The sequence below is a fragment of the Herbidospora solisilvae genome, assembly GCF_009901565.1.
Taxonomy (GTDB): domain Bacteria; phylum Actinomycetota; class Actinomycetes; order Streptosporangiales; family Streptosporangiaceae; genus Herbidospora; species Herbidospora solisilvae.
This window is the reverse complement of record NZ_WXEW01000001.1, coordinates 1-13947: the sequence shown is the minus strand read 5'-3', so window position 1 is coordinate 13947 and position 13947 is coordinate 1. Positions and strand designations below refer to the sequence as shown.

At 69.9% G+C, this 13947-nt stretch carries 8 protein-coding genes; 5 read left to right on the top strand and 3 right to left on the bottom strand.

Features of this window, described 5'->3' with window-relative positions; translation table 11 throughout:
• Positions 1–272: 272 nt before the first annotated feature.
• Together GT755_RS00040 and GT755_RS38335 are read left to right on the top strand one after the other, a co-directional pair.
• Entirely contained in the window at positions 273–1712 is a 1440-nt protein-coding gene (locus tag GT755_RS00040; RefSeq protein WP_161477626.1) for an nSTAND1 domain-containing NTPase, read from the top strand.
• Positions 1700–3994, top strand: a complete 2295-nt coding sequence (locus GT755_RS38335) for an nSTAND1 domain-containing NTPase (protein WP_202609491.1) — start codon at positions 1700–1702, stop codon at positions 3992–3994. The genes GT755_RS00040 and GT755_RS38335 overlap by 13 nt, the downstream gene beginning before the upstream one ends.
• Positions 3995–4336: 342 nt before the next feature.
• Here the strand turns inward: GT755_RS38335 and GT755_RS00030 are convergent, their stop codons facing one another.
• Complete coding sequence (locus GT755_RS00030) at positions 4337–4930, bottom strand: recombinase family protein (RefSeq protein WP_161477625.1); 594 nt, start codon at positions 4928–4930, stop codon at positions 4337–4339.
• Between the two features lie 253 nt (positions 4931–5183).
• Between GT755_RS00030 and GT755_RS00025 the strand changes: the two genes are divergently transcribed.
• Positions 5184–7046 carry a hypothetical protein gene (locus tag GT755_RS00025; protein ID WP_161477624.1) on the top strand — a complete coding sequence of 621 codons (1863 nt, stop codon included), beginning with the start codon at positions 5184–5186 and terminating at the stop codon, positions 7044–7046.
• A gap of 304 nt (positions 7047–7350) precedes the next feature.
• On the opposite strand, the gene GT755_RS00020 is transcribed toward GT755_RS00025, so the two are convergent.
• The gene (locus GT755_RS00020; RefSeq protein WP_161477623.1) at positions 7351–9369 is read right to left on the bottom strand and encodes a hypothetical protein; all 2019 of its coding nucleotides are present in this window, start codon (positions 9367–9369) and stop codon (positions 7351–7353) included.
• A gap of 423 nt (positions 9370–9792) precedes the next feature.
• Positions 9793–10245: a hypothetical protein gene (locus tag GT755_RS00015; RefSeq protein ID WP_161477622.1), complete on the bottom strand. Its 453-nt coding sequence runs from the start codon at positions 10243–10245 to the stop codon at positions 9793–9795.
• Positions 10246–10767: 522 nt separating this feature from the next.
• Between GT755_RS00015 and GT755_RS38330 the strand changes: the two genes are divergently transcribed.
• Positions 10768–11340, top strand: a complete 573-nt coding sequence (locus GT755_RS38330; RefSeq protein WP_202609490.1) for a hypothetical protein — start codon at positions 10768–10770, stop codon at positions 11338–11340.
• Between the two features lie 74 nt (positions 11341–11414).
• The gene (locus tag GT755_RS38325; RefSeq protein ID WP_202609489.1) at positions 11415–13844 is read left to right on the top strand and encodes a tetratricopeptide repeat protein; all 2430 of its coding nucleotides are present in this window, start codon (positions 11415–11417) and stop codon (positions 13842–13844) included.
• Positions 13845–13947: the final 103 nt, after the last annotated feature.

Genomic DNA, 13947 nt, shown 5'->3' with positions numbered 1-13947 from the left:
GCAGACTCCTCATGCAGTCCGGTCGCGTGAGCAGTGGCTGGCCATAGGGCTGACCTCACACTCCCCTTGCGGCAGGCGACCACCCACCCTCTTTTCCGCGTTCCCAGCGGGCGTGATGAGTGACTCCTGCGAGACCACCCGGGTACAGGTCGTAGCGATCGCCGTTCTGAGACCGATAAGCCCGTAGATGTGCTCCTGGCACTTCAGCCGATCGCGCGGGTTGGGCGCGGGATTGTGGATGCCGTGGTAGCCAGATGGTCGGGGAGTCGCAGGTGAGCGGACCGGAGGAGGTCCAGCCGTCGCCGCCGCCACATGACGGTGGGGAATCCGGCGGGGAACCCGGTGTGGGCGCGGACGGGTCGATCAGCGCCGCCCAGGACGGCGCGCGGCGCTGGACCTATCGGCAGGCCGCTGCCTTTTCCGTGCGGGGTGTCGCCTGGGCCAGCCCGCGGGCGATGCTGGCCGGTCTGTGTGCCAGCGCGCTGGTCCCGATCGCGCTGGCCGAGCCGGGCCTGCTGGCGGTGGCGGCCGGGTTGAATGTGGTGGGCTCGGTCGGGGCCAACGTGCTGGCCACCCTCATCAGCGAGTCCCTGGACTCCGCCCGCGCCCGCACCCGCGCGAGATCCGCCAGGCGGACGCCCGATCCGGACACTGAGGACGGCGCTGGGGACGGCGCTGAGGATGGCGCCGATGCGGTCGGCGTGGCGGAGGCCGATGATGCGGCGGTGTTCGCGGAGCTGGTACGGGAGGAGATCGCCGCCCGGATCGAGCAGGTACTGGCGGCCCAGGACCAGCAGGCTGAGGCGCTGGCCGGGACGCTGGCGCTGGTGCTGGAGCGGGTCGACGCGACCGCTGTCGTGGTCGGCGAGGCGGTCGCCAGCGGCCAGGAACAACTGTTGCGGGAGCTGATGGACGGCTTCGCCGGTCTGGGCGGGCAGGTAGCCGGGTTCGGTCCGTTGCTGAGGGGCCTGGACGGCGCGGTGGTGCAGATTCAGCGGAGCCTGTCGCGGCAGGAGGCCGAGCACCGGTTCGACCGCTCCCAGCAGCAGTGGATGATCGCGCTGCTCCTGGAGTTCCACGAGCAGATGGCCGAGCTGGCCGTCCGCCTGCCCGACGCGGCCACGACGGCGGGCCCCGGCGGGATGGACCCGGCGAAGCCGTCGGCTGTCTGGGCGGGGCGTTGCCCGTATCAGGGGCTGGCCCCATTCGGGCCCGCCCAGGCGACGGTCTTCTACGGCCGGGGCCAGGCCACCGCCCGGCTGGTGAGCATGGTGGCCGCCCACACCGGCGGCGGTCCGATCATCCTCACCGGCGCTTCCGGCGCGGGGAAGTCCTCCCTGCTGCATGCCGGGCTGCTGCCCCAGCTGCACGCGACGGCGCCCGGTTCGCCGGCCGCGGCCTTCGGCACAGCCGGCTGGCTGCACATCACTTTCACCCCGGGCGTCCGGCCGTTGCAGGAGCTGGCGGTGCAGCTGGCGGTGCGGTGCGGCGCCGACCCCGACCAGGTGCTGGCCGAGCTGCGCACCGACCCCGCCCAGGCCGTGGTCCGGCGGGCCCAGCAGGTCCTGGCCGCCGAGCGGATCCGGCGCACCCCCGGCAACGGGGCGGGCGTGAGTCCTCGGGCGGGCGGGAGTCCTCGGGCCGGCGGGAGTCCTCGGGCGGGCGGGAGTCCTCGGGCGGCGGGAGTGCTTGGGAGGGCGTGCAGCGGCTGATCGTGGTCGTCGACCAGTTCGAGGAACTGTTCACCCTGGCCTCCGCCACGCCCCCCAGCGACCGGCCCGGGGAGCTCGCCGAGACTGAGAGGTTCCTGGTCGCGCTGCAGGCGCTGACCGCCCGCCCCCAACCCCCCACCGACTCGGGTGAGGGATCACAAGATGAAGGTGGTGACGGCCAGGGCGGGCGAGGATGGCGCGCAGGCGTGGACGGGCCTGCGGCGGCGACTGTGGTGCTGGCGGTCCGCGGCGATTTCGTCGACCGCTGTGCCGCCTACCCGGTCCTGGCTCGCGCGCTGGAGGAGCGGGCGTTCGTGCTGGGCCCGATGAGTGAGCAGGAGTTGCGCCGTGCCATCACCGGACCGGCCGCCGCCGCCGGGCTGCGGGTGGAGGACGGCCTGGCCGAGCACATCGTCGATGACCTGGTCAGCCACCTGCACGCCGCGGCCATCGAACCAGGCCGGCCCGGCGGATCGGCGGCGGTGGGCGCGTTGCCGCTGCTGTCGATGGCCATGGCCCGCACCTGGGACAAACGCGAAGGCAACCGGCTGACCCACGCCGCCTACGATCTCGCGGGCGGGGTCGCCTCGGCCGTTACCGACACCGCCGAGGACACCTACACCCGCCTGGATCCCCCGCAGCGGCAGATCGCCCAGCGGGTCCTGCTGTCCTTGACGATCACCGGGACCGGCGGGCAGATCAGCCGGCGGCGCGCCTCACTGACCGAACTGACTGGGCTGGGCCCATCGGCCAACGGCGACCACAACCCCCGGGACCGTCAGGACGTTGAGGTCCGTCAGGTCCGCCAGGTTGTGGAGGCCTTCACCCGCGCCCGTCTCATGACCGTCATGTCATCGGCCGGCGCCACCGATCCGTCATCGGAACCGGCGTCAGACCCCGCACCGGGATCAGCACCGGGATCAGCACCGAGACCAGCACCAGGACCAGCAGTGGAATCGGCATCGGGGGCGCGGTCGGGAGCGGACGAGCCGGACTCTCACCCGGGGACCAGCTCGCCCGGCCCGACGGCAAGGTCGCCGAGGCCAGCGGACGGTTTCCCGGCGGCCGGTCCGGCCGGGACGGTGGGGACGGTCGAACTCGCCCATGACGTGCTCCTGACCGCCTGGCCGCGGCTGCGGACCTGGCTTGCCGAGGATCAGGCGGACCGGATCATGCACGGCCAGATCCACCAGGACGCCGCCGAGTGGGATCGGCGCGGCCACGATCCCTCCTTCCTGTACCGGGGGTCTCGCCTGGAGGACGCGCGGAGCGCGACCGCACGCTGGCGAGCCGATCCCAGCCGCTACCCCGCTCTGAGTGCATCCGATGCTGTCCAAGCCTTCCTGACCGTCAGCGGCCGCGCCGCGACCCGGACCCGGCGCCGCTGGCAAGCAGCGGCCGGGGTGCTGGCCGTGCTGCTGCTGATCGCGGTCATCACCGCGGTCACCGCGGTCCGCTTCGGCCGCGACGCCGACCAGCAACGCACGTTGGTACTCGGCCAGAACGCCCAGTTCCTGTCCCGGCAGGCCGCCGCCTACAGCGACAGCCAATCCGTCGCCGATGACCCTGCGGTCTCGGCACGACTGGCCGCCGCCGCCTGGGCGATCTACAACACCGACGAAGCCTCGGCGAGCATGATCTCCTTGCTCAGCCGACCCCAACGCGCCATTCTGACCGGCCACACCGGCAGGGTGTCCTCGGTGGCGTTCTCCCCGGACGGGACGCGGCTGGCCAGCGGCGGCGGCGACGGGACGGTGCGGATCTGGGATGCGCGCACCGGTGCCCCGATCGGCAAGCCTCTGACCGGCCACACCGGCTGGGTTTCCTCGGTGGCGTTCTCCCCGGACGGGACGCGGCTGGCCAGCGGCGGCGGCGACGGGACGGTGCGGATCTGGGATGCGCGCACCGGTGCCCCGATCGGCAAGCCCCTGACCGGCCACACCGGCTGGGTTTCCTCGGTGGCGTTCTCCCCGGACGGGACGCGGCTGGCCAGCGGCAGCTACGACGGGACGGTGCGGATCTGGGATGCGCGCACCGGTGCCCCGATCGGCAAGCCCCTGACCGGCCACACCGGCTGGGTTTCCTCGGTGGCGTTCTCCCCGGACGGGACGCGCCTGGCCAGCGGCAGCTACGACGGGACGGTGCGGATCTGGGATGTCGCGCTTCCGCGTGATCTTCTTGGTGCTGTGTGCGCTATCGCAGGCCGTGGATTCACACCGGAGGAATGGCGGCAGTACATCCGCGAAGCGCCGTACCAGCCCACTTGCCCGGCCTCCCGGTAAAGCCGGACTGTCCTCGCCCGCCCTCGCACCTGAGCTATGACCAGCAGGAACTCGTCCAGTTCCGTCAGCTCCAGCGTGGTCGGCGCACGCCAGCCCAGACTCCGTACCACCAGCCGAAGATGATCCGTCCGGTCGCCACCCGGCCACTTCCTGCCAGAGCACGAAGATCCTCAGCTCAGGAGCTTATTGGCTGTCTTTCGGCGAGTTCTACGGCGACCCCTTAACGCAGTGGCATGGGGGCTGTGTTCATAGGCAAACACCTATGAAACACAAGCGACGGATGCGATTGCCGTCGTAGTACATGAACGGGGCCGCCACCGCCGCGTCTGGGATGGACCGCGGTTATGCGGCCGGTGGTCCGGGGGTGGGTTTGCTGAGGTGGCGGTAGATCGTCGGGCGGGTGACGCCGAACTCGGCCGCGATCTGCGCGACGGTGTACCGGCGCCGCCCGTCGTCCCCGGTCTCCTCATACATCGCCCGGGCCAGGCTCACCTGCCGGGGCCCGAGCTTGGGCTTCTGCCCGCCGGTGCGGCCGCGGGCGCGGGCCGCGGCCAGGCCGTCCATCGTCCGTTCCGACATCAACGCGTGCTCGAACTCGGCGATCGAGCCGAGGATCTGGAAGAACATCCGCCCCAGCGCGGTGGAGGTGTCGATGCCCTGGTCGAGCACGACCAGATCGACCTGATGCTCCTGCAGGTCCTTGGACAAGGCGATCAGGTGTTCCAGCGACCGGCCGAGCCGGTCCAGCTTCGTCACCACCAGCTGGTCGCCGGGCCGGCTGGCCGACAGCAGCGCCTTGTCCAGCTCGGGCCGGCGGGCCAGCTTGCCCGAGGCCTTGTCAACGAACACCTGCTGGCAGCCGGCCGCGATCAGGGCGTCGCGCTGGGCGTCGGGGTTCTGATCCCGGGTCGAGACCCGTCCATAACCGATCCTCACACCCGCCACTGTAACGCGAACATCCGACAGCGTTACATAGGCGCGTACACGGGTTTCGTTACAGATGTGAGCTGCGGCGACGCCGACACGGCGCGGGTGTAACGAAAACCTACGTTTACGAGACGCCCATCGCGGGCGCGCCATCAGTGCGACGACCAAGCGAGACCAAATCCCATACCGAGCGGAACCGCTCGGCATGGGATACCATTTCCCTTGCACGAGCGGAAGTGCTCGGCATGGCGAAGGGAAACGTATGGAACAGTCACTTGACCGCTCGCCGCATACCCTGGCCCAACTGGCTCGTCGTGCCGGCATCTCCGAGGGCCGCGCCCGGGCGCTGGCCACCGCGACACCCTCCGGGCTTCCGCGCCCGGACGGCGCCGACGCCGATGGCCGGCCGCTGTGGTCCGCGGCGACCATCGACGCCTGGTGCGCCCGTACCGGCCGGAAAGTCAGCGAGGATTCCCTGTGGCTGTTCCGGGCCCCTCCCGCCGCCGGCCCGGCGCCGGAACTGCAGCGAAGAATCGTCACGCTGCCCGGCTCCTACCGCGACCAGGCCTTCTACGTGATCGTGTGGGACACCGAGCACGGGCACCTCATCTACCTGCAGCCCCTGGACGACACCGGCGGCGCGCACAAGGACTGGCTGGCCAAAGCCGCCGCAGAGCTCATCCACCCCCGCTGGTGGGCCGACGCTGTGGTCGTCATGCCGCAGGAGAAGTCCCTCAGCTACCTCTCCAGCATCCACGACCTGCCTGAGACCGCCTCCGTCTACCGGCTGTTCGACCGCTACCACCAGACCGACCCCGACCCCGACGAGGCGCCCGGCGTCTTCGGCGGGCTGCGCCGCTGGATCTCCCGCACCGGCCCCAGCCTGGCCGGCCCCCGCCCCATCAGCCCCGCCGACGCGGACACGAAGTGGAAGGGACAGATGGACCTGACCGCGATCGCCGCCGTGGTCGGCCGCCCGATCCCGCTATGGGTCAACGACACCGCCACCACCGACAACGCCCAGCAGACCCTCTCCTATGACCGCACCTTCATCACCCCCGACACCGTGACCCAATGGCCCGCCGCACAAGAGCGGCTCGCCCGCGCGCTCCAGGTGGGCATGGCCGAGGAGTTCCCGGCCGCCTTCGCCGCGCTGGCCGCCGACGCCGCCGAAGGCCTGAGGGAGATCCGCGCGGCCCACGAACACCTCGCCGACACCGGCCCCGGCTGGTACCTGGTGTGCCGCCCCGCCCGGCCCGCACCGTCGTTCGAGGTAGAGCAGCTCATCACCGCAGCGCAGCCCGTGACCGACCCCGACCAGGTCAGCGCAGAGCTGACCCGGCTACGCGCGATCGAGGGCGAACTGGACCTCGATGATCCCCGCGGTGAGGTCTACGAAGAAGCCATCACCCTGCTGGCCTGGCAACTGCGCACGATGGCCAAGCAAGCCGGCCGGATCCGTGATTCGCATGCCTACGTTCCGGTCGCCGATGACGGGCTGCTGCGCTTCACCGGCCCCTGGCAGGGCCCCGTGGTCGAGGCCTGGCGCAAAACCCTGACCCCGGTACCGGACCCGGCCGCGGCGCTGCGGCTACGGCGCGTCCAGCGCCTGATCGCCGACTACCCCGCCGACGGCCTCCAGAACATCTACCGCGACAGCGAAGGCCGCTACATCCTGGTGACCCGCCTCAGCTCCGGCCAGGATCACAGTCTCGCCGAATGGCCGGCCGGCCTGCAGGTGACCGCGCACTGGACCGACAAGACCGTGATCGCCGGCGACGACGAACTCGGGTCGACCACGACATTGCTCGCGCTCACACCGACCAGCGAGGGCCGGATGCGGATCGACCCCGTGCCGATGCTGCCGCACATGGGCAGTGACGCCTTCGCCTACGGCTACGGCGGCGGCACTCCCTCGACCACCTACCGGGCCCTGCTGCGCTGCGCCCTCGGCGACACCACCGAACTGCCCTGGTCCGTCATCCTGCACGGCCGCCGCGGCTCGGACGACACCCCCGCCAGCCAACTGTGGACCGCGATCTCCACAACCAAAGGCCCCCTGCGCTTGTCCTGGCCCCAGCTCAAACTCTGGGCACGCGCCGACAAGAACCACACCACCACCTGAACCCACCCCGACGACATCAACCCCCCGGGCAAAACCCGGGGGGTTTGAGGCCGCACGGCTGGTGAACCAGCCAACGGTGCAAAGTGCGGGGAGTTCGGATCCGCCCAGTCGACTTCGGACATCGACAGCGTCCACCTATGAAGCAGAGCTAGCCGAGACGTCCCACCAGGGCGAACCGTGTTTCATGTGTTGTTGCAAACAGTCAGGCGGTTTGAACGGACACATGAAACCCTTCTTGGGCCAGGACGATAAATTCGATATACGCAAGATCATCCTGCGCTCTGTTTGATGGCCAGCGCTCTAGTCACTCAAGGTCATCCCATGTCCAGTAAGCGACCGCGTCGCCGTTCGGTTCCCGCCCGAATCTGAACCGCTCCGCGTTCCCGCTGATTTCCAGGAACAGCCAGAACTGTTCTGCAGCGGGAAGCCGCGCAGTCAGGACGTCCACCTGCCTGTGCGCCCCAACCTCCTGCAATCCGCGCAGCAGCACGGCCACGCCATAAGGCTCATCGAGGACGATGTGAGCGGCAGCCCGCCCGGCCAAAACCGCGACCGGCTCAAACGCTCCTATCTCTCCCAACACGCTCAGGAGCATGGCCACATCGTTCGGGTCGTCGAGAACAACGTGAGCGGCGGCCCGCTCGGCCAAAACCGCGACCTGCTCAAACGCCCCCACCTCCCCCAACACACGCAGCAGCCTTTCCACGGCAAAAAGGTCATCGAGGTTGACGCAGACGGCAGGCTCACGAGCCAGCAGCATGGCAACCCGGTCGTATGCCCCCACCTCCTGCAACCCGCTCAGCAGCCAAGCCACCGCAGACGGATCATCAAGAACAATGTGAGCGGCGGCCCGCTCGGCCAAAACCGCGACCTGCTCAAACGCCCCCACCTCCCCCAACCCGTGCAACAGCACGGCCACCGCAGACGGATCATCAAGAACAACGTGAGCGGCGGCCCGCTCGGCCAAAACCGCGACCTGCTCAAGCGCCCCCACCTCCGCCAACCCGCTCAACAACCCGGTCACTGCGGACGGGTCATCGAGAGCGGCGTGGGCGGCGGCCCAGTGGGCTGGGCGTTGGTCGCCGGGGTGCAGGGTATGCAGGTGAGCGACCAGGGGAAAAGCGGCCTGCGGATTGCCGTGGGCGGTGGCATGTTTGTGGAGTTGGACAGCGTCGCGGTACAAGCCCCGAGCCCACGCGGCGTTCCCCAGCGCGTTGAGGTCGCCAGGGTCCGCATGGGCTGCGATGGCGGTCCAGAAGTCGATGGGCGGGATCTGTTCGGTGCGGTAACGGCGGCCGTGCTGATCGAGGTAGTCGGCCAGCCGGTAGAGCAGCCCCGAACCTGGCTGAGGGTTGGGGGCGACAGTGCGGCTGCCCCGCTGATTTCGGGCGATTCCGGATCTGGCCGCCGTCAGAATGCCAGGAATGCCATTGCACGGAGCAGTGACATACTCGAGGGCGTCTTGAAGCCAGTCCTGGCCGCTCTGTTCCCACTCGGCGTCGGTGAGATAACCAGGAGCGGCCGCGGCCAGCAGCGCCAGCGGCAGATGCGGTCCGCACCCCAGACGCCGGGCGTCCATCGCCGCGTGGATGAACGCCCGGGTAGCCGGTAAGGCTTGCCGGTAGCGATCCATCAGGACCGGAACCCCGGCAAGGTACTGTGTGACCTGCCCGTCACCGGCCTGCCCGGCGGCCTCTTCCAAGCGCGGGTCAGCATCGGCCAGCCCGGCCAGTGCGTTCAGGTCGGCGTCGGTGAAGGCTCCGGGGACGGTGATGGCGTGCCCGTCCAGCAGTTCACGGGCTTGCGCGTGGGCGTCAAAGCCTGAACGGGTGGTCAGGGCGTCCCAGTAGGCCGGCCATAAAGTGGCCAGCACCAGCACCGGAGCCCGGGCGGGGTCGCGCAGCAGTTCCCTCAGCCCGGCGGCGACGCGTTCACCCAGGGCGGGGTCGGCCAGGTAGAACTGGGCCTCGTTCAGCCACACCACCGTGTACGGCCCGATCCGTTCCAGATCCGCCAGCGCCGCGTCCGGGCGGGTGGGGTCGATGGGATGCCACAACCGCCATTCCTCTGCTCGAGCACGCAGGGGGTGGAGGGCTTCCCAGCAGGCGCGGGTCTTACCGGTGGAGGACCCGCCCACCAGCACCGCGATCCGGCTGTGCCCGTCAGCGGCCTGGGCGACCACCTGCGCCAGCGCCTGGTCATGCGCTCGCGGCACATACGCCGGAAGCGCCGCTAGGTCCGTCGGCGCGGCTGGGCCTGCGGCACCGGTGCTGGTGTCGATGGCGCGGTGAATCTCCAGCTGGTGCTCGAACGGATCGGTCACCTCGGCCAGCAACCGGCCCGGCACCGGGCGCGCCGGCCCACCCGCCCCCGCTGGTCCCTCAGCCGGTGGCGTGCCGATGTACACATCCCGTGCCGACCCGATCTGGACGGCGTCCCCGCCGATGTGGGACCCCGCCATCGACACCCCACCATGAGCAGCCGCACCCGGCCTGGGCTCCTGCGCGGAGGCCGGGGGATCGGCGAGATCAGAGGCGGGGGTGAGTGCGGGGTCGGGTTCAGGGGTGTCGGGTGACATGACGTGCGGCCGATCTGGAGGAAGTCTGCGCTGATGGCTGCCGGAGCTGACCGGCCTGGATGAAAGGGACGTGATGAGGCGGTCTCACCCGCCGGCGGCGCCTTCGGCGCTTCAGGCGGCTCGGGAGGCGCTCACGGACCTGTCCGCCCAGTCCCGCCCGGGAGGTGGTCACCGAGAGGGTGGACGGCGGTCGATCGACACGCTGCCCGCCGAGCCGATCTGGAAGGCGTCCCCGCCGATGTAGCTGCCGGAGATCACCTGACTGCCCGGCCCAGCGGTGATGGGCGCGGCCGCGGCCAGCATCTGCTGGATGTCGGCGGCCAGGGCCGGGTCGGCGGCCAGCGCTTTGCGGATCCGCACCCGTAGCACCGCCACCGCGTCCTGATCGGCGGGGTCGGCGGCCACGTCGGCGACCGCGCTCTCCAACGCCGGCCGCCCCTCCTCCCGCTCAGCTACCCGGCCCAGCAGACGCCGCCCCCAGCCGACTACCCCATCAGCCACCGAGCCGGCGGCCGCGTCGACCACGGCGTCCTGGGTCTTGGTCCACACCGCGCCGCCTAGAGCGCCGATCGCCGCGGTCACGTACGGGACCACCTGCGCGGCCACTTCCGCGACATCCATCCCCGCCCCCTCATCCCCTTTTTGTCCGTCTTTTGTGTACAGGTTCGCGCGATCGTATCCCGCCCCATCGCCGACACCGGAATCTCTGACGCGATACACCCCGTCCCGGCCCGAAACCGTCACAGGAACGGAACGAGAGAAACTCCCGCCCCCACTGTTTCGACCACATTCCTGGAATGCCGCATATGTCGGCTTTCGATTATTCGCGGCTCAAGGTACAGGCGTCGCCGACGGGCTGGCCTCCGGTGTCGCGCCACCCTCCCCAGCCGGGACCCTGCTCTCTTCTGGCAGGTCAGACACTCCGATGCGCCGGGCGCGTCGCGTTCCGCACGCCTTGGTGATCAGAAATAGCCGCAACTGAACTCCGGGGTATGGATCTTTGTCCCCGGGGTGGGAGGGGTGCGAATTGGTGAATGGTGTCCGGTCGGGGACTGTTCGCGTCATTGGCGCGTGGTTGTGGGTGGCGGGCGCGTTACGATCGCATCCACCTTCGGGGGATGAAAAATGGCGAAGGGGAGGGGAATGGCGATGGGTGAGGTCGCTGAGCTGACCGGCCGGGTGGTTCCGTACATCACGGCCGCGGCTGATGAATACGGCGCCCAGGTGTGGGACACGCCTGCAGAGACGGCGCCGGTTGTCCGGGCCGAGCAGGCCATGGCGCTTTTCGGGCTGCGGATGCTGGACCTGCTGGTCCGCAGTGAGCTGTCGCGGCCAGCGCTGCGGGAGGCGGTGGCCGATGTCATCGAGGACGCCAGCGACGACGCGGTGGCGGCGTTACGGTTGCAGGTGAAGAAGGCGCTGAGCGCCGATGGGCAGCTGGCCGCCGACATCGCCGCCCTGGTCAAGGACGCGCCGATCACGGCGGGGGCGGGCAGCCAGGTCATCTCCAATAGCCACATCGGCGGGAACGTCAACCAGATCGGGTCGGCCTGGGACGTGCGGATCGGCGAGGATCGCTCGACCACCGTCCACGGCGGCAACCGCGGCATCGTCTCCACCGGTGACGGGGCGCGGAACGTGCAGATGAACGCGGAAGCGTCAGGCTCGGGGCAGGTGTACCAAGCCGGCCGCGACCAAACCATCAACGAACGATGAACTATCCGACCCCGGCCGGGCCGGAAGAACCAGATCAAGGTCCTGTTGGCGAAGGTTCCGATGAGTCGACTCGGATGGACGCTACCGCCTCCGGGCGCGCCCGCATCTACCAATCTGGGGGCGGCCAGACCATCAACGAGATCAACCAACAGACGGCGCTGACCTTCCAACTGCCGCCGCTGCCCCCACCGCCTAGACAGATCGTCGAGGGTGACATCCCTCAGCAGCCGCGTGCTTTCCAGGAACGGGCCGACCTGCTGGTGCGGTTGCATGAGCGGGTGGATGGTCAGGGTGCGGCGGTGGTCGACGCGGTCACCGGGACGCCGGGGGTGGGAAAGAGCCTGCTGGCCGCCTCCTACGCGTGGGCATGCCAGCGGGCCGGGTGGCCGGTCATCGCCTGGGTCACCGCCGAGAGCGAAGACCAGGTCATCACCGGTCTGGCCGGTCTGGCCCGCCGCCTGGGCCTGTTCACCGCGGAGGATGACGCGTACACCGGGGCGGTGAAGGCGCGGGACTGGCTGGCGGCTACCCGCAAGTCGGCGCTGCTGGTGTTCGACAACGCCGCCCATGTGGAGCAGGTGAGGTGGTGGTGCCCGGCCACCGGATCCACCCGCATCCTGATCACCACCCGCAACCGCACCTTCCACGCCTTGTACGAGGCGGTCGACGTCGGCGTCTTCAGCTCATCACAGGCGACGACCTTCCTGCACCAGCGGACCGGCCTGACCAGCGCAGGCGCCGAACAGGTCGCCGACGAGCTGGGGCATCTGCCGCTGGCCGTCGGCCAAGCCGGCGCCTACATCCACCGCCGCCGCTTGACCTACCCCGCCTACCTCACCCTGCTGCGCGGCTACCCGCTGTACCGGTATCTGCCGCACGCCGCAGACGGCTACCCCGACGGGACCGCCCAAGCCATCCTGCTGTCCATCGACCAAGCCGAACAGACCATCCCCTACGCGCGGGACATGCTGGAGCTGCTGGCGGTGCTGGCCGAGGCCGGCGTCCCCCGGGCGATCCTTCACGGCACCACCGACCCCGACCCCGCTGCCACCGAAGACATCGACCAGTTGCTGGCCGACCTGGCCGACACCTCACTGATCACCTTCAGCGAGGACGGCACCACGGTGCTGATGCACCGCCTGACCAGCCGGGTCCTGCGTGAACGCGCCCACCACCACACCGCAGGCGACGACCACACCACCGGCGGCGATAACGGCGAGGACGGCGACAAAAGCGAGGAGGTAAACCGTCTGGTCCAGGTGCTCGACAACGCCGTCGAGCTGCTGCACAGCTTTAACAACCACATCCCCGACGACGCGGCCACCTGGACCGCCCGCCCGGCCGTGGAGATGCTGGTTGAACAGACCACCGCCCTGCACACCTTGGCCGCGAGTCTCGGTGACCCTTCCGAAAGTCTGCTGTCCTTACGCGCCTGGTGCGGGGTCTACCTTCAGGACCTGGCCGACTTGGCCCGCGCCATCCCCCTGCTCGAACAGACTGCGGCCGATCAGGTGCGGGTGCTCGGCGACGACCACCTCCACACCCTGGCCGCTCGCAGCAATCTCGCCGGTGCCTATCGGGCGGCGGGGGATCTGGGCCGGGCCATCCCGCTGTACGAGCAGACCCTGGCCGACCGGGAGCGGGTGCTGGGCGGCGACCACCCCTCCACCCTGTCATCCCGCAACAACCTCGCCTACGCCTACCGGGCGGCGGGGGATCTGGGCCGGGCCATCCCGCTGCATGAGCAGACCCTGGCCGATCAGGTGCGGGTGCTGGGCGGCGACCACCCCTCCACCCTGTCATCCCGCAACAACCTTGCCGGCGCCTACCGGGCGGCGGGGGATCTGGGCAGGGCCATCCCGCTGTACGAGCAGACCCTGACCGATCGGGAGCGGGTGCTGGGCGGCGACCACCCCGACACCCTGACCTCCCGCAACGACCTCGCGTACGCCTACCGGACGGGAGGGGATCTGGGCCGGGCCATCCCGCTATACGAGCAGACCCTGACCGATCAGGTGCGGGTGCTGGGCGGCGACCACCCTCACACCCTGACCTCCCGCAACAACCTCGCCGGAGCCTATTACGCGGCGGGGGACCTGGGCCGAGCCATCCCGCTATACGAGCAGACCCTGGCCGACTGCGAACGGGTGCTGGGCGGTGACCACCCTGACACCTTGGCTTCCCGCAACAACCTTGCCGGCGCCTACCGGGCGGCGGGGGATCTGGGCCGGGCCATCCCGCTGTACGAGCAGACCCTGGCCGATCGGGAGCGGGTGCTGGGCGGTGACCACCCTGACACCTTGGCTTCCCGCAACAACCTCGCCTACGCCTACCGGGCGGCGGGGGATCTGGGCCGGGCCATCCCGCTGTACGAGCAGACCCTGGCCGATCGGGAGCGGGTGCTGGGCGGCGACCACCCCGACACCCTGGCCGTTCAGCAGAACCTGGCTATCACGTTCATCCGCAGGGGACGCCGGCTAGGTCGTGTTTCGAAGTCGGGTTAACCAGTCGTTGATGGCGGCGATCTGGACGGCGGCTTCGTAGCGGACGGCGAGTTTGTCGTAGCGAGTGGCGATGGCGCGGTGGCGTTTGAGCCGGTTGATCCCG